The organism is Acidovorax sp., from assembly GCF_022763525.1.
Classification (GTDB): domain Bacteria; phylum Pseudomonadota; class Gammaproteobacteria; order Burkholderiales; family Burkholderiaceae_C; genus Acidovorax.
Window position 1 is genome coordinate 1 of the sequence record NZ_JALEGG010000164.1, and the last position, 16,292, is coordinate 16,292.

The 16,292-nt window shown below is 64.0% G+C and carries 17 protein-coding genes and 1 pseudogene; 8 read left to right on the forward strand and 10 right to left on the reverse strand.

Annotated elements, in window-relative coordinates; translation table 11 throughout:
- The 5 genes from MRY84_RS12745 to MRY84_RS12765 all read right to left on the reverse strand — a co-directional run.
- On the reverse strand, positions 1-333 hold a 333-nt coding region (locus tag MRY84_RS12745; RefSeq protein WP_291506095.1), incomplete at its 3' end, for a class II glutamine amidotransferase.
- 525 nt (positions 334-858) lie between these two features.
- Positions 859-1,047 carry a 4-oxalocrotonate tautomerase gene (locus tag MRY84_RS12750; protein ID WP_291506096.1) on the reverse strand — a complete coding sequence of 63 codons (189 nt, stop codon included), beginning with the start codon at positions 1,045-1,047 and terminating at the stop codon, positions 859-861.
- 41 nt (positions 1,048-1,088) lie between these two features.
- Positions 1,089-1,316 carry a cysteine-rich CWC family protein gene (locus MRY84_RS12755; protein ID WP_291506097.1) on the reverse strand — a complete coding sequence of 76 codons (228 nt, stop codon included), beginning with the start codon at positions 1,314-1,316 and terminating at the stop codon, positions 1,089-1,091.
- Between the two features lie 328 nt (positions 1,317-1,644).
- The gene (locus MRY84_RS12760; RefSeq protein WP_291506098.1) at positions 1,645-2,178 is read right to left on the reverse strand and encodes a shikimate kinase; all 534 of its coding nucleotides are present in this window, start codon (positions 2,176-2,178) and stop codon (positions 1,645-1,647) included.
- Positions 2,179-2,354: 176 nt separating this feature from the next.
- A complete protein-coding gene (locus MRY84_RS12765; protein ID WP_291506099.1) occupies positions 2,355-3,497 on the reverse strand; it encodes a serine hydrolase domain-containing protein in 1,143 nt (380 codons plus the stop codon).
- Positions 3,498-3,814: 317 nt separating this feature from the next.
- On the opposite strand from MRY84_RS12765, the gene MRY84_RS12770 reads away from it, so the two are divergent.
- A complete protein-coding gene (locus tag MRY84_RS12770) occupies positions 3,815-4,759 on the forward strand; it encodes a YihY/virulence factor BrkB family protein (protein WP_291506100.1) in 945 nt (314 codons plus the stop codon).
- Positions 4,760-4,794: 35 nt separating this feature from the next.
- On the opposite strand, the gene MRY84_RS12775 is transcribed toward MRY84_RS12770, so the two are convergent.
- Positions 4,795-5,703 (reverse strand): DUF72 domain-containing protein, encoded by a 909-nt coding sequence (locus MRY84_RS12775; protein WP_291506101.1) that lies wholly within the window; start codon positions 5,701-5,703, stop codon positions 4,795-4,797.
- Between the two features lie 197 nt (positions 5,704-5,900).
- On the opposite strand from MRY84_RS12775, the gene MRY84_RS12780 reads away from it, so the two are divergent.
- Positions 5,901-6,704 carry a glycine zipper 2TM domain-containing protein gene (locus MRY84_RS12780; protein ID WP_291506102.1) on the forward strand — a complete coding sequence of 268 codons (804 nt, stop codon included), beginning with the start codon at positions 5,901-5,903 and terminating at the stop codon, positions 6,702-6,704.
- A gap of 82 nt (positions 6,705-6,786) precedes the next feature.
- Here MRY84_RS12780 and MRY84_RS12785 read toward each other — a convergent pair whose 3' ends face one another.
- From MRY84_RS12785 to MRY84_RS12795, 3 genes are read right to left on the reverse strand one after another with little or no spacing between them, the layout of a single operon-like run.
- Positions 6,787-7,974, reverse strand: a complete 1,188-nt coding sequence (locus MRY84_RS12785) for an amidohydrolase family protein (RefSeq protein ID WP_291506103.1) — start codon at positions 7,972-7,974, stop codon at positions 6,787-6,789.
- Between the two features lie 58 nt (positions 7,975-8,032).
- Positions 8,033-8,749 carry a TetR/AcrR family transcriptional regulator gene (locus MRY84_RS12790; protein WP_291506104.1) on the reverse strand — a complete coding sequence of 239 codons (717 nt, stop codon included), beginning with the start codon at positions 8,747-8,749 and terminating at the stop codon, positions 8,033-8,035.
- A 58-nt stretch (positions 8,750-8,807) separates the two neighbouring features.
- Positions 8,808-9,584, reverse strand: a complete 777-nt coding sequence (locus MRY84_RS12795) for a ferredoxin--NADP reductase (protein ID WP_291506105.1) — start codon at positions 9,582-9,584, stop codon at positions 8,808-8,810.
- Between the two features lie 387 nt (positions 9,585-9,971).
- Between MRY84_RS12795 and MRY84_RS12800 the strand changes: the two genes are divergently transcribed.
- The 6 genes and pseudogenes from MRY84_RS12800 to MRY84_RS12825 form a co-directional block, all read left to right on the forward strand.
- On the forward strand, positions 9,972-11,597 hold the full coding sequence (locus MRY84_RS12800; RefSeq protein ID WP_291506106.1) for a 6-hydroxynicotinate reductase: 1,626 nt from the start codon (positions 9,972-9,974) through the stop codon (positions 11,595-11,597).
- Positions 11,598-11,600: 3 nt separating this feature from the next.
- Positions 11,601-12,542 carry a UPF0280 family protein gene (locus MRY84_RS12805; protein ID WP_291506107.1) on the forward strand — a complete coding sequence of 314 codons (942 nt, stop codon included), beginning with the start codon at positions 11,601-11,603 and terminating at the stop codon, positions 12,540-12,542.
- Positions 12,543-12,561: 19 nt separating this feature from the next.
- A complete protein-coding gene (locus MRY84_RS12810; RefSeq protein WP_291506108.1) occupies positions 12,562-13,203 on the forward strand; it encodes an amino acid synthesis family protein in 642 nt (213 codons plus the stop codon).
- A 33-nt stretch (positions 13,204-13,236) separates the two neighbouring features.
- Positions 13,237-13,821: an amino acid synthesis family protein gene (locus MRY84_RS12815; protein WP_291506109.1), complete on the forward strand. Its 585-nt coding sequence runs from the start codon at positions 13,237-13,239 to the stop codon at positions 13,819-13,821.
- A 78-nt stretch (positions 13,822-13,899) separates the two neighbouring features.
- Positions 13,900-15,102: an ABC transporter substrate-binding protein gene (locus tag MRY84_RS12820; RefSeq protein WP_291506110.1), complete on the forward strand. Its 1,203-nt coding sequence runs from the start codon at positions 13,900-13,902 to the stop codon at positions 15,100-15,102.
- A 174-nt stretch (positions 15,103-15,276) separates the two neighbouring features.
- Positions 15,277-15,744, forward strand: a pseudogene (locus MRY84_RS12825) (branched-chain amino acid ABC transporter permease); the annotation flags it as partial.
- Between the two features lie 149 nt (positions 15,745-15,893).
- On the opposite strand, the gene MRY84_RS12830 reads toward MRY84_RS12825, so the two are convergent.
- On the reverse strand, positions 15,894-16,292 hold a 399-nt coding region (locus MRY84_RS12830; protein WP_291506111.1), incomplete at its 5' end, for a class I fructose-bisphosphate aldolase.

Genomic DNA, 16,292 nt, shown 5'->3' on the forward strand with positions numbered 1-16,292 from the left:
GAGATCCCCGTTGTGAGCAAAAACCCAGTAGCGCCCCCAAAGTTCGCGCACAAAGGGATGGCAATTCTGAAGGCTGACAACCCCTTGCGTGGCTTTGCGGATGTGAGCGATTACGTTCTCGCTCTTGATCGGGTAGTGGCGAATCAGCTCAGCCACCGGGGAGTCAGCCGCAGGCAGATGGTCCACGTAGTGCCGCAGCCCTCGGCCTTCGAAAAAGGCGATGCCCCAGCCGTCGCTGTGATGGTCAGTTTTGCCGCCCCTTTTGGCAAAACCTGTGAAGCTGAACGTAATGTCAGTCGGGGTGTTGCAGTTCATACCGAGCAATTGGCACATGATGGCTTCGGTCCTTTTGATAGACGGTCAACGGAAGACTACCGCTCGGTGGCGGCCAGCCGGCACCACCAGAAAATAGCTGATAGAGATCGAACCACAGGTATCAACCGCTTCAGATCCTCCGTACCCAATGGGGGTGGAGGCTGGGCCGAACGCGTTCCTTTGGACGTCTTCTCCCCCCTCTACCCTTAGCGCGCGGAGGCTGAGACCCCAACTCCGGCATCAACTGGAGCACAGACGAAGATGATCTGCTCCTTTTCAATGCGCTGGGAGCGGGACACGACGAGCTAGCGTTGCCACCCGCTGCAATTACCCGGCACTGCAGGCGTACCTCACGGGCCCCGCACAGGCAGAGTCACCCGCCGTGGCGCGAGTGATCATCCGCCTACGAACGCCGAAACTAAGGGGGTGCCTCTCATCCGCGGATTGACGCAACCGCATCCAAAGATTCTGCGAATCCCTGTTCGAAGCCGCGCAAGCCTGGGGGCTGGGCGGCGCAGCGCTGCGAACCCGCGGTGGCTCAGCTCAGCTGCGCTCCAACCACAGCTTGCCACCGGTAGCCCAGTTCTCGCGCTTCACGTCGGTGATCAGGATGTCCACCGACTCGGGCGAACCGCCCAGGATCTCGACGGATACGCGGGTGATCTCCTCCACCAGCTTTTTCTTTTGTTCGACCGTGCGGCCTTCCATCATTTCAATGTGGTACGTCGGCATATTCAGTTTCCTTCAAAAAAACGGATCGATCATATCGGCGCTCAAACGGCCCCGTTGCGTGGATCGTGAGGCGCCTGTTGAGCGCAGGTGCGGCAGATACAAACGGTACCGCGCGCCGCGAGGGGCAGCTCCTGCAATGCTTGAGGGTTGATGCCTTGCTGCATGCACCAGCATTGCTCGGCTGGCCGACCGTTCGCCATCGCACACAGGTTTGCCTGGCCGCAGATGGGGCACTGTGCGGGTTGTAGGGGCAAGGAGGCGTGGGGCATGAGGAAGTCGGGCGACAGGTGCTGATTGAAAAACGTTCGTATGGCGCAATGCCACACGGGCAAGCCAGTGTACGGCGCTGGTTGCGCCCGCGAAGCTGGTCTCGGGCTCAGCGCCTTGGCCTGCCGTCGAGGAAGCGAGCCTTAGCCCCGCACCTGGGCGGCCGGGCTCTGGCCCTAGCTAAAAGAGCTTCTACGTGAGGTACCGATACTAACTATCAAAATGATAGCTTCATGCGCTTGCCAGTCAAGCGCCAGAAGGCAAACGAGCTCTTGTCTCTGCAGTGGCACGGCGCAGGGCTCTACCACCGGCCCAGACCATCCGCGCGCTCTATCCCTGCGCCCCGGCCGCCGCCATTTCCAGCTGCATCATGATCATGTTGACCAGCGTGTGCACGGTGGGGCGGCCTGTTTCGATGACATAGTGCGCGGTCTCTCGGTACAGGCCGTCACGCTGCGTGTAGAGGTCGCGCAGCTTATCCAGCGGGTTGCCGCCTTGTAGCAGAGGGCGCGTCCTGTCGTGCTTGACGCGCCTGTAGATTTCTTCGGGCGACGCACGCAGGTAGAGCACATTGCCAAACCGCCGCAGGGCTTCGCGGTTGTCGGCACGCAGCACCGCGCCACCGCCCGTGGACAAAACCATACCGCCGGGCTGCTGGGTCACTTCGGCGAGGGCTTGCGCTTCCAAGTCGCGGAAGCGGGCCTCGCCCTCAGCCTCGAAAAAGCTGCGAATGGTGGTGCCCAGGGTTTGTTCGAGACGGTGGTCAAGGTCGATGAAAGGTACCCCCGCCCGGTGCGCCAGCTGCCGGCCGATGGTGGATTTGCCTGAGCCGGGCATGCCGACCAAGGCGCAGCGAATCTGCATAAATGGTGTGTCCTGTGTACATGCAGGCGCGCAAAAAAGGGGTGAATGTGCGCCTGCTGACAGACCCGTTCCGATTGGAGGCCTGCACTCTGGTGACGGAGTGTAAAGCGCCCGTCTTTCACCCTTCCCAGCCAGACCAGCCGCCCCGCCAATCATGGGGCTGGTCAATTTCCACCTCAGAGTGCGGCATAGACCAACGCAGGAAAAAGCTCGCACAGGTAGCCCAGCTGTCCAGGTGCCTGCGTGAGCAAGATGGCAAAAAGCTCCTCGCTGGGGTCCACAAAGAAGAACGTGCCCGCCATGCCGCTCCAGCTGTAGGTTCCGGCGGAGCCAGGGCAGGTGGCAAGACCGGTGGCCTTGCGCACCGCCACACCCAGGCCAAAGCCATAGCCGACGGGCAGAATACCGCCGGCCGTCGGGAGGCCGCCCAGGTGGTCGGCTGTCATGAAGTCGACCGTGGCGCGGCTGACCAGGCGCACCGGTCCGTCGGCACTTGGCGCAGTGCCCCGCCCCAGCATCAGTTGCAGAAAGCGCGCGTAGTCTGCGGCAGTGGAAATGAGTCCCCCGCCCGCGGATTCGAACACCGGCGGCTCGGCCGGGTCGATCAAGCTCACGGCGGCGCCGGTCTGCGGGTCCTTGAGGAAAGGCTCCGCCACGCGGTGCAACTGCGCCGCTGCCACGTGGAATCCGGTTTCGTGCATGCCCAGAGGATCCAAGACGCGCCGCTGGAGGATGGCCCCCAGGGAGTCCCCTTCGACTACCTCCAGCACTGCACCCAGCACGTCCGTGGCGCGGCTGTATTCCCAACATCTGCCCGGCTGGTGGCTCAGGGGCAGCGGTCCCAGAGCGCGAGCGAGCTCGGCATTGCTGTGGCGACGCGAGCCCACGCGCGCCGCCCGGTACTGGTCGGGCACCCTGCCCGCCTCCCACGCGTAGCTCAGCCCGGCCGTGTGCCGCAGCAGGTCGTACACCGTGGCTTCTTGCGTGACGGGGGTGAGGGTGCCTGCGGCTTCGCCGTAAACCCGTTGGTTCGCGAAAGCCGGCAGGTAATGTGAAACCGGCAGCGACAGCAGCAGACGCCCCTCTTCCATCAGCATCAGTGCCGCCAGCGAGGCAATGGGTTTGGTCATCGAATAAATCCGGAACACGGAATCCGTGGCCATGGGAGGCGAACCCCCTCCAGGCCGCAGCGAGCCCACTGCCTCGTGCAACACGGTTTGCCCTCGGTGGTGCACCAGCGCGACCGCGCCAGGCCACAAGCCTTGGTCGACATGGCGTTGCAGCGCGGTGCGCAGGTGGCTCAGGGCTTTGGGGTTCATCGGCATCTCCTGGGGCTACGACCTGTTCAGAATCCATTGGAGATTGCATTGATACGCCATCGCGATGGACGTGCATGCTCCAGATGCGCCAGGTCTGAGGGGTTGGCGTCACTGCGGCAAGTATGCGCGGATGTGCGGCGATTTCCGTCACCTGTGCAACACCGTATGGCCCCTCCGCGGCAACGTCGAATGGGGCGCAGCGCGGCGGACAGCGCAAGTTCGCCTGCACCGGCTGCCGGAAGTGTCAGCTTGAGCCTACTTTCATCGCAGCGATGCGCGGCTCGACGCGCCTTGGAGGGGCCGATAAGCTGGACTTCATGACCTTCCCACCGGCGGTCCGTCGCCTCCAGACTTTCGCGCAGCCCTTGTGGGCATGGCTTCAGCCGTTCTGGCGCGCTCTCCAACTCTGGCTCGACGCCGATGGCTTGCGCATGAGCGCCGCGATGTCGTTCTACGGGATGCTGAGCCTGGCGCCCCTGCTCTTGCTGGTCGTGGGAGTGCTTGGCTGGTGGATGGACCGCACGTACCTTGAAAGCAATCTCATTGCGCAGGTACAGAGTGTGATGGGCCAGCAAGTGGCCGAGGTGGTGCGCCAGGCGCTAGCCAGTGCGCAGGAACCCTCCGAAGGCCGGCTAGCGTCGCTGGCAGGATTTGCGGTGCTGATCTCGGGTGCCACGGGCGTCTTCGTGGAACTGCAAGGAGCGCTGGAACATCTGTGGCGGGGTAAAAGCCCGGCGCCGCCGCAAGCGGCGTGGTGGCGCATGGCATCGCTGCGCCTTCGAGGCCTCGCCTACGTGCTGGCGCTGGGATTTCTGTTGCTGGTGTCGCTCGCATTGAGCACCTTGATCCACCTATTTTCAGGCTGGGCGGGCTCGCGCCATGCCTTGGCGCCGCTGGCGCCTACCATGCAGGTGCTCAATGAGGCGGTCGCGTTCGGTTTCGCGGTGGCGCTGTTCGTAGGGTTGATGCGCATCGGCGCGGGTCCCAAGCCACCATTGCGATACCTGGTGGCCGGGGCCGTGGTGGGTGCCATGCTGTTCACTGTCGGGAAACAGCTGCTGGCTTGGTATCTGTCGACAGCGGCGGTGGTGTCGGCCTACGGTGCGGCCGGCTCGCTGGTCGTGCTGCTGATGTGGATCTATTTTTCGTCCGCGGTGTTGCTGTTCTCCGCCAGTTGTGCTCGCGCTTTGAACGAGGCGGGCTTCGGCCGGCATCCGCCACGTAACGCCGCTGCTGCGGCGCCCTCCGCGTCGGTCCCATAGTGCCTTGCGCTTGACCATAAAACAGACAGTCAACATCAGCAGCGAATGCGCAATTGCTCATCCAGCGCCAGCCGCCGCGCCAGCGCCAGGGCATCGCGCGGCGCATGGCTTTCGCCAGTGTTGTCGAAGAAGCAGAACACGTTGCGCGGCCCATGGCTTGGCAGAGGTACATCAGACAGGCGGCGCACGTCCTGCGGTGCACTGCCCGCGGCCCAGGCACGTATGCGCTCAGCCCATGCAGCAAGCTGCGATGCGGTGTAGCCGCTGGCGTAAAGCTGCTGCGCTCCGTGCAGGCGCAGGTACATGAAGTCCGCGGTGATGTCGCCCACCTCGGGCCACTCGCCGGGAGCGTCGGCCACCACCAGCGCGACACCGTGCCGGCGCAGCAGCGCCACGGTACGCGGCTGGCAAAAACTGGGATGGCGGACCTCCAGCGCATGGCGCAGGCGCCAGGGCTCCACGGGCTCCAGCCATTCTCGGCCTTGCGTGCGCTCGGGTTCGCGCGATCTGGCCAGCGTCAGCGCGGCGCCGGTGTCGCGGGGCAACTGTTCCAGAAAGGTGTCGAGCAGAGGCTCATCAAACGCCAGGCTCGGAGGCAACTGCCACAACACCGGCCCCAGCTTGGCCCCCAGGGCCAGCACACCGGAGGCCAGAAAGTTGGCCAGGGCCTGTTGTGCATTCCGCAGGCGCAAGACGTGGGTGATGTAGCGCGGCGCTTTCACCGCAAAGACAAACCCGTCGGGCGTCTCTGCCGCCCAGCGCTGGTAGCTTGAGGGCCGCTGCAGCGAATAAAACGAGCCGTTCAGCTCAATGGCTGGAAACTGGCGCGCTGCAAAGGCAAGTTCCCGAACCTGTGCCAGCCCTGGCGGATAGAAGCCGCTGCGCCAGGGCGCGTAGCGCCAGCCGGAGACTCCGATGCGTACCTGTGCAGCCGTGGCGTCCATGGCAGCGGTCTCCCTTTGCGATTGCCCGGCGTGCCAGTCTGCCGCATCGCAACGGCGCACGGGTGACGCAGTTGGTATCGCAAACAGCTGCTTACGTCATTTACAGGGCTTGAGCCCGTCTCTGGGGTGGGGGACGGTACTCTGCAGTTGGTTGTCCAGCGTTGTGTTGGTGCACCTGGATCTTTCGGAGAAAAATCATGAGCCTCATCGTTCCATCGTCTTCTCGGCAAGCCTTGGCGGCCGCTCCCTACAGTGTTTCCTCGGGTCCTTCTCTCAAATGGCTGTGGGCCGCCATCGGTGTGCTGGGAGTCAGCGTGGTGGCGCTGGGCACGACCTTGGTGCTGCAGAACACCGCCAGCTCCGCGCCCACGGCGGTGGGTCCTGCGGTGGCCGCACCTGCTGCGGCAGTCTCGGCCGTGCCGGCTGGAATCGAGGAAAAAAGCCCCCCAGCGCAATCCCGGTATGGCAATGTTGCTATGAATAGCGAAGCGCACTCTGCGGCGCCCCGGCCAGCCCCAGCGCAGCCTCTGCAGCAGACGTACGCGACGCGGTCGCCGCAACCGCAGCTGTCGCAGCGCACGGCTGCGCAGGCTCCACTGTGCTCCACCTGCGGGCGTGTGGAATCGGTCCAGGCTGTGGAGCAGGCAGCCCCGGCCACGGGCGTGGGCGCGGTGGCGGGCGGTGTGCTGGGCGCGGTTGTCGGTAACCAGGTGGGCAAGGGCTCAGGCCGCGCCGCCGCTACCGTCCTGGGCGCCGTCGGCGGCGGCTATGTGGGCCACAAGGTGGAAGAGCGAACGCGCACGCAAACGGTCTACCAGATTGCGGTGCGCATGGAGGACGGTTCGGTACGCCGGTTCACACGCTCCCAGCCGACGGCCGTGGGCACACCCGTGGTGCTGCAGGGCAAAGGCTTCCGCGTGGACGATGGTGCTGCCGTGCGCGCCGAAGAGCCTTATCCGCGCGCACAGCCCGGCGCCGTGCGCGTGGCAGACACGTATTGAAGCTGCCCTGGTAAGGCAGGCAAAAAGCCCCGCTGGCGTGCAGTCAGCGGGGCTTTTCTGCGAGTGGCCGGCGGCTGGCCGGCTACAGCATGACGGGAATCTCGGTGGCTGGCGGCGTGTTGCGGCTGCGCCCGCAGCGCACGATGCCATCAATCATCACCATGCCAATGCCGGGGATGTCGCCCAGCTGAACGCTTTCCAGCAGCGTGGCGCCAGCGGTGTGCTGGGCGCGGTCCATGAAGACGAAGTCCGCAGCGCGGCCCACTTCGACCAGGCCGCAGTTCAAGCCCCGAATGCGCGCGGTGTTGCCCGTGGCAAAGCAGAACACCAGCTGGGCAGGGATGTCGGCAAAGCTCGACAGCAGTGCAATCATGCGCAGCATGCCCAGCGGCTGCACGCCCGAGCCCGCAGGGCCGTCGGTGCCCAGGATCACGCGGTGCGGGCACTTGAGCTCCATGGCCGCGCGCGCGGCCTGGATGGCGATCTTCTCGTTGCCGTTGTGCACCAGCTCGATCGCGCGGGATGACTTCTCGCACAGCTCGCACACGTGCTTCCAGGGCAGGGCGGTGTGGCCGCCGTTGATGTGGCCGATCACGTCGGCGTCTGCCTCCAGCACCACGTCCTTGTCGATCAGGCCCGAGCCCGGAATGGACGGGCCGCCTGTGTGGATGGTGCTCTGGATGCCATGCTTGCGCGCCCAGGCCACCATCTGTTGGGCCTCATAGCCTGCCTTCACGGAGCCCAGGCCCACTTCGCCCAGCAGCTTCACGCCGGCCTCGGCCAGGTCCTTAAAGTCCTGCTCGGTCATACCCTTCTCGATGACCGGGGCGCCTGCAATCACCTTCACGCCGCCGGGGCGGAAGTTGTCGAACGCACGCTGGGCGGTGATGGCCAGGGCCTTCAAGCCAACGATGTCTTTGGGGCGACCGGGCAGGTGCACCTCGCCAGCCGAGATCATGGTCGTCACGCCGCCGTTCATGGTCGAGTCGATCCAGCCGATCTGGTTCTGGCGCGGCGTCCAGTCGCCAAACACCGGGTGGACGTGGCTGTCGATGAGACCCGGCGCCACGCAGGTCTGGCGGGCATCGATCACGGTCTGCGCGTGTTCGGTATCGCAGTCCTTGTAGCGGCCCACGGCCACGATGAGGCCGTCATTCACGACGATGGTGTCGGCGTCGAGGATGGGCCGGTCCAGGTCGCCCGACAGCAAGAGCCCGATGTTCTGGATGACGACCTTGCCCGACTTGCCGCCGGCTGCTGCTTCTGCCATGGATTCTCCTCGTGGGTGTGGTGGGCGGGGCGCCACGCGGCACCCCGCGGGAAATCGTTCAGGCCCCTTTGCCTTTGGGTGGCAGGCTGGCACCGGGCGCCACGGCGCGAAGCACGGTGTCGATGACGAAGGACTCCCAGTGCGCCAGCGCGTCGGGCGTCTCCAGGTCTTCACCGAGAAAGGCCGACAGCGTGTGCCGGTTGGACATGTAGAAGTAGCCCGTGGCGGCAATCAGCAGGTAAACGTCGCGCGCGGCGATGTCCTTGCGGAACAGGCCTTGCGCCTGGCCGCTGTCCAGTACGCGGCGGATCACCTCGATGGCGGGAGAGGAGTACTCGCGGGCCCGCAGCGACTTGCTGATGTGTTTGCCCTTGTGCAGGTTCTCGGTGTTGAGCAGCGTGATGAACTCGGGGTTCTTGCGGTAGTAGCCCACCACGAAGCGGATCACGGCCTGCAAGGCATCGACGGGTTTGGCGGCGTCGAGGTCCAGCTTGGACTCGGCGTCGTTCATGCGCCGGTAAGTTTCCTCCAGCACCTCGATGAACAGGCCTTCCTTGCTACCGAAGTAGTAGTAGATCATCCGGTCGAAGGACTTGGCCGCCTTGGAGATCTTTTCCACGCTGCCGCCTTCGTAGCCGTAGCGCGCGAACACCTTGGTCGCCGCCTTCAGGATGTTGTCGCGCGTGGCCTGTGCGGCCTGCTCCCGGACTCCGGGCCTGCGTGCGGAGGAGGACCGGCTGGACGCGGTCCGGGTCTTGGTGGGGATGGCAGACATGGCGGGTCCTGGGGGGGAGGGGCCGGCCTCTTGGATCAATCCTTGGGCCAGCCGGGGGTCACTGCTCCGCGAAGGCGCGTTCGATCACGAAGTCGCCCGGCTTCGTGGTGTTGCCTTCCTTGAAGCCGCGCTCTTCCATCATGTGCTTCAAGTCGCGCAGCATCTCGGGGCTGCCGCAGATCATCACGCGGTCTTCCGCGGGGTTGAGCGCCGGCAGGCCCAGGTCGCGCGCGAGCTGGCCGTTTTCAATGATGGTGGTGACGCGGCCCTGGTGCTTGAAGGGCTCGCGCGTCACGGTGGGGTAGTACTTGAGCTGTTTGGACACCATCTCGCCGAGGAATTCGTGCTTTGGCAGCTCCTCGGTGATGTAGTCGTGGTAGGCCAGTTCCTTCACCTCGCGCACGCCGTGCACCAGGACGACCTCTTCGAATTTCTCGTACGTTTCGGGGTCACGGATCAGGCTCAGGAACGGGGCCACGCCCGTGCCGGTGGAGAGCATGTACAGGCGCTTTCCGGGCAACAGGTAGTCGATGAGCAGCGTACCGGTGGGCTTCTTGCCCACCACGATGGTGTCACCCACCTGGATGTGCTGCAGGCGCGAGGTCAGCGGACCGTCCGGCACCTTGATGGACAGAAACTCCAGGTGCTCCTCGTAATTGGGGCTCACGATGCTGTAGGCACGCAGCAGAGGTTTGCCGTTCTCGCCGCGCAGGCCAATCATTGTGAAGTGGCCGTTGGAGAAGCGCAGTGCGGTGTCGCGCGTGGTGGTGAAGGAGAAGAGACGGTCAGTCCAGTGATGGACCGTCAGGACGCGTTCGTCAAGAAAGGCGCTCATGGTGCGTTAGATGGAAAAGTTGGAAGCAAATACAAAAAAGCAGCTGAAGTGCAGGCCGGGAGACGTCCAGGAACGCAGCCTCCAGGCCGGAAGCTTGTGGCTCGCAACCCTCCATTGTTCCGCATCTTGCAAGGCTGCCCTTCTTTGACCCTGTTCACGCCTGTGCCGGAGGGGTGCACCGAATGCAGGCGTGCATTGCCGCGTGCGTCATTTTGGGGCTCCTTGTGCACCGTTTTTGGGGGGCGAAAAAACACCATTGCGGACCCTTTGCGATTGAGCTACATTCGCGATCAATGTAGCGTTCACAACATTTAAGTTAAGTGAATGCTACACAAAACCTCAAGCGCATACAAGCACCCGCATCCATGCAATGAATGGGCCGCCACGATGACTGAACACACCAAGACCGACGGGCTTCCGGGCATGGACATGCCCGATCTGCCGCAGGTGCTCGAGCGCGCGCGGCCGCGCAACGAGCGCATGAACGCGGCCAAGGTGGAGTGCAATGCCTGTCCGGTGCTGTGCCAAATCTCGGAAGGCCGCGCCGGTGCCTGCGACCGCTATGCCAACCAGGCTGGCGTGCTGGTGCGGCTGGATCCGGTGGTGCTCCTGCGCAAGACGCTGGAGGCTGGCGAGGCCACGCTGGTGCCGTTCGCTGGCCGCTCCGAGCAGCCGCAAGAGGGCTCCGAAAGCGGCGAAGCCGCGGAAGCTCAGCCCTGGTCGGGCGACCTGCTGCTGGCCGACGAAGTCTTCGTCACAGGCGTGGGCTCGTCCACCACCTATCCCGACTACAAGCCCGCCCCGTTCATTGTGGGCTCGCAGGTGCAGGGCGTGGACATGGTGACGGTGGTCACCGAAGGCATCTTCAGCTACTGCAGCTTCAAAGTGAAGATCGATACCGACCGCTTCCTGGGCTCCGAGCAGGCCAACGTGCGCTGCAAGGGCGAGGTGGTGGGCCACGTCACCACGGCGGAATACGGGTCGCAGATGCTGTCGCTGGGCGGCGTGCACCACCTCACAGGTGGTACCAAGAAGGAAGGCCGCATCACGGCCGAGATGATGCAGTTGCTGGGCAACAAGCAGGCTGTGGAGCTCACCATCGACGGCGGGTCGCAGCTGGTAATTCAGGCAGGGCGAGCGCCCATCGTCAATGGCGTGGCCGAGCAACGCATGCGCGTGGGCTGCGGCTCCGCGGCCGTCGGCATCTTCGCGCGCCAGTTCTACGGCCATGTGGACGAGGTCGTGGTGGTGGACGACCACATCACCGGCGTACTCACCGAGCACCAGGCCGGCCGCTGCCTCGACATGAAACCCTCGGGCATCCAGATGCGCGGGCGCAAGTCCACACCGGGCCGCTACTTCCAGGTGGCCAACCCGGGCACGGGCTGGGGCGGCACCGACATTGCCGACCCGCTGGCCATCATTGAAGGCTGGGACAGCGCCGTGGCCTGGCCCGGGCTGCGCCTTCTGATGACATCGACCACGGGCGAACATGCGTGCTGGTATGTGCTGGATGAAGCCCTGCACCCTGTGGAGTCGGAGATGCCGCCCGAAGTGCGGCGCATTGTGGACCGCATTGGCGAGAACTGCGAACCGTCGCTCGCCTCGGTGCTGTTCCTGGGCGGTGCAGGTGGCAGCCTGCGCGCAGGCGTCACCGAAAACCCCGTGCTCCTCACGCGCTCCATCAAGAACGCGCTGGTCAATGTGACCTGCGGCGGCGCCCCGGCGTACGTGTGGCCCGGCGGCGGCATTACCGTGATGGCCGACGTGCTGCGCATGCCCGACAACAGCTTTGGCACCGTGCCCACGCCGGCCATCGTAGCCCCCATTGAATTCAGCATGCGTCGCGCGGACTACGCCGCGCTGGGCGGGCACACCGAGCAGATCCGCAGCCTGGCCGAGGTGCTGCAGCGCGGCGCCTGGCACAACGATGGCGCGCCGCAGGCCCGGCTGTGGCAGGTGCTGCCGCAGAACAACCCCTGGCCCCTGGGCCAGCCCCCGCTGCTGGGCTGACGCATGCAAGCCACCCGCAACCGGCTGTCTGGAGGCCGCTGGCACTTCCAGCATGGCCCCATGGATCTGGTCATACAGGCCGAGGGCGAAGCGCATGCCGTGGCTGCGGCGCATGAGCGCGCATGGCAGCGCTTCGCGCCCTTACTGCAGGAACTCGTGGACGAGTTGCCGGCCCTGCGCACGCCCATTGGGGCAGCGGCAACCTCTTGCGCTTTGCGCGGCCCGGTGGCGCAGCGCATGTGGCGCGCGTGCCGCCCGCTCAGTGGCGACTTCATCACCCCCATGGCGGCCGTGGCCGGCGCAGTGGCGCAGGAGATCGTGGCCGCCTACGCCTGCGACGGCGTTGCCCGGGCGTGGGTCAACAACGGCGGCGACATTGCACTGCACCTAGCGCCCGGCCGGTCGGTTTCGGTGGGGGTGGTGTGCGACATCGCCTCCATCGATGCGACACGGTGGCATGACGGGTTGTGGCTGGATGGGCGCCTGCAGATCGACTCCGCCTTGCCCGTGCGGGGTGTGGCCACCAGCGGTTGGCGCGGGCGCAGCCAGTCCCTGGGCATTGCAGACAGCGTGACGGTGCTTGCGCGCACGGCGGCCGAAGCGGACGCCGCGGCGACCATGGTGGCGAATGCCGTCAACGTGGACGATGAGCGCATCACGCGTCTGCCTGCCTGGGAGGTGCGCGACAACAGCGACCTGGGCGCGATTCCCGTCACTGTGGAGGTGCCGCCGTTGCCCCAGGCCCAGGTGCACCGCGCACTTCAGCAGGGATTGCAAAAGGCGCAAGAATTGCAGGCTCGGGGATTGTTGTGGTGCGCGCTACTGGCCTGCCAGGGGCAATTTGCCGCCACACCGGTGAGCGCCTCCGTGTCCGGTGCAGCGCCAGAGCGCCGGCCGGGGCCGCACCGAGCATTGGCAAACGAAGGTGGTTCAGTATTTGCTTAACGAATTCACAGGTTCCGACATGATCCAGATACGGCGCGTTTTCACCCACGTTGAGGAAATCCGGCACGAATTCGGCCCACAGGCCGAGGTGCCGCCGTTGCGCGGCGCGATCGGCGCGGTGCTCACCAACCCCTATGCCGGCCGCTACGAGCCCGACATCCTGCCCATGATGGATGCGCTGCAGGACGTGGGCCTGGATATGGCACAGCGTCTGCTCCAAGCCATGCACGTGCCGGCCGAACGCATCGAGACGTACGGCAAGGGCGCCATCGTGGGCGCTGGGGGCGAGCTCGAGCACGGCGCGCTGTGGCATGTGCCCGGCGGCTACGCCATGCGCGAGCTGCTGGGCTGGAAGGGCGACCGCAACGCCTATGCGCAAGGCAAAGCAGAAGAGAAGACTGGGCAGCCCGCCAATGCGCTGGCCATCGTGCCCTCCACCAAGAAAGTGGGTGGCCCTGGCGCCGCGCTCGATGTGCCGCTCACCCACATCAATGCCAGCTATGTGCGCAGCCACTTCGACGCCATCGAGGTGCGCGTGCCGGGCGCGCCCGCGTCGGATGAAATCGTCTTCATCCTGGCCATGTCCACCGGAGCCCGCATCCACGCCCGCGTGGGCGGCCTCAAGGCGGCGGACATCAGCCAGTGGAACGGCCTGCGCTGACCTGCCCACAACCCCACCGAAGGAGACCAGAACATGCCCGCCAAGATCCGCAAAATCATTGTGCAAACCGACGAAGTCCGCGTGGAGATGGGGCGCGATGTCCAGCCACCCGTGCGCAAGGCCCTGGCCATGGCCGTGATCGAGAACCCCTGTGCCGGCCGCTACGTGGAGAACCTGGACGAGCTGACCGCCATCGGCGAAGAACTGGGCGCCTTGCTGGGGCAGCGCTGTGTGCAGGCCCTGGGCATCGAGCCCGGCCAAGCGCAGAGCTACGGCAAGGCCGCCATCGTGGGCGAGGCGGGCGAGCTGGAGCATGCCGCCGCCATCCTGCATCCCAAGCTGGGTGCGCCGCTGCGCGCCGCGGTGGAAAAGGGCGCGGCCCTGGTGCCGTCCAGCAAGAAGATCGGCGGCCTGGGCACGGCCATCGATGTGCCGCTCGGCCACAAGGATGCCGCTTACGTGCGCAGCCATTTCGACGCCATGGAGGCGCGCGTGGCGGATGCACCGCGCGCCAACGAAATCGTGGTGGCCATCGTGGTCACCGACAGCGGCAGGCCGCTGCCCCGCGTTGGCGGGTTGCAGGCTTCCGAAATCCAGGGGGTGGATGGCCTGCGGTGACGCTCCGCTCCCACTACCATCCCGCACGACGCTTTTTCCCGACCGTTTTCTCACCACCCATCTTTCAGGAGTGTTTCCATGACGATGCGACAAAACCTCATGCGTGCCACGGCTGCGGCCGCGCTGGCTCTCACGCTGGCCCCTGTGCACGCACAGGATGTCATCAAGATTGGCGAGATCAACAGCTACAAGGCGCAGCCCGCCTTCCTGGAGCCCTACAAAAAAGGGATGGAGCTGGCGGTGGACGAGATCAATGCCTCGGGCGGCCTGCTGGGCAAGAAGGTCCAGCTGGTGATCCGCGACGACAACGCGAACCCCGGCGACGCCGTGCGCGTGGCTGAAGAGCTGGTCTCGCGCGAGAAGGTGGACGTGCTCACGGGCTCCTTCCTGTCGCACATCGGCCTGGCGCTCACTGACTTTGCCAAGCAGAAGAAGTTCTTCTTCCTGGCCAGCGAGCCGCTGACCGACAAGATCGTCTGGCAGAACGGCAACCGCTACACCTACCGCCTGCGCGCCTCCACCTACATGCAGGTGGCCATGATGGTGCCGGACGCGGTGGCGCTCAAGAAAAAGCGCTGGGCCCTGGTGTATCCCAACTACGAGTACGGCCAGTCCGCCGTGGCCACGTTCAAGCAGCTGCTCAAGGCCGCGCAGCCCGATGTGGAATTCGTCGTCGAGCAGGCGCCGCCGCTGGGCAAGGTCGATGCGGGCAGCGTGGTGCAGGCCCTGGCCGATGCCAAGCCTGACGCGATCTTCAACGTGCTTTTCGGCGCCGACCTCTCCAAGTTCGTGCGCGAAGGCAACACGCGTGGCCTGTTCCAGGGCCGCGAGGTGGTGAGTCTGCTGACCGGCGAGCCCGAGTACATGGACCCCCTCAAGGACGAGGCGCCCAATGGCTGGATCGTGACCGGCTACCCCTGGTATGGCATCCAGACGCCCGAGCACAAGGCCTTCCAGACGGCCTACCAGGGCAAGTTCAACGACTACCCGCGTCTGGGCTCCGTCGTCGGCTACAGCGCCATCAAGTCGCTGGCCGAGGGCATCAAAAAGGCTGGCTCCACCGATACCGAAAAGCTGGTGGTGGCCTTCAAGGGCCTGCAAGTGATGACGCCGTTTGGCCGCGCCACGTACCGCCCCGAGGACAACCAGTCCACCATGGGCAGCTACGTGGGCCGCACCAAGAACGAAGGCGGCAAGGGCGTGATGGTGGACTACCGGTACGTGGACGGCGCGAAGGTGCAGCCCACAGCCGAAGAAGTCAAAAAACTGCGCGCTGAATAAGTGGCATCCCCCTGAGCGGCTTCGCCGCTTCCCCCTCTCTCTCGAATGGCTGCACCCTTTGGGAAGGGGGACGCCGCCGGCGCGGCGGGGCGGCCCTTGCGCCGCGGGCCTCGCTGAGGCCGCGCCGGTTTCATAGGCTGTGGGCGGTGCGCAGGTCGCGCCGCGGAGACTTCGATGAGTTTTTCGAGTTTTGTCGTTCAGCTGCTCAATGGTCTGGCGGGGGCCTCCTCCCTGTTCCTCGTGGGCGCCGGGCTTTCGCTGATCTTTGGCGTCACGCGCATCGTCAATTTTGCGCACGGCTCGTTCTTCATGGTGGGCATCTACATCGCCTACTCGCTGGTGGCCAAGCTCGGCACGGGCCTGGGTTTCTGGCCTGCGCTGCTGCTCTCGGCCGTGGCCGTGGGCTTGTTGGGGGCGGTGGTGGAGGTGGTGCTGCTGCGCCGCATCTACAAGGCGCCCGAGCTGTTCCAGCTGCTGGCCACGTTCGCGCTCGTGCTGGTCATCAAGGACGCAGCGTTGTGGATATGGGGGCCGGAAGAACTGCTGGGCCCGCGCGCGCCGGGCCTCTCGGGCTCGGTCAGCATCCTGGGCCGCCAGTTTCCCTCGTATGACCTGTTCCTTATCGTGGTGGGCCCGGTGGTTTCGCTACTTTAATTTTATTATCATAACTATCTTTTTTTAACCTTAACAGAAAAAAAGCTATTTTATTAGTTTTTAAAACTTTTCGTAAATCCCTATAAAAATTTTTATATATTTTGTTTGGAGAGATTAAGTAAATAAACTTATCTTTATTAGTTCTCAAGTTCCTTAGACCACTTACCTTGTGCAGCTAAAGTATTCATTTTTGCTCTATGATTGAATACTTTTTGAGTTCCTTCAATATCGCTTATATCTTTTGCCCAATGTTTTAATGCACTTTGTTGTAATGCTCTTCCATAAGAATAGGACATTATAAAGTTTGTATCATTTACTTTATTTATTAAATTTAAATTTTCAGTAGATTCTATTTCTGATTGACCACCTGATAAAAATGCTACACCTGGAACCTCAGATGGGACTGAGCTTTTTAAACATTCAACAGTTAGTTTTGCAACTTCATCACCATTAATTTTATTATCAGACTCTGATCCAGCTAAAATCATATTTGGTTTTAAAATTACACCTGTTAGATCAATTTTATGGAGTATTAA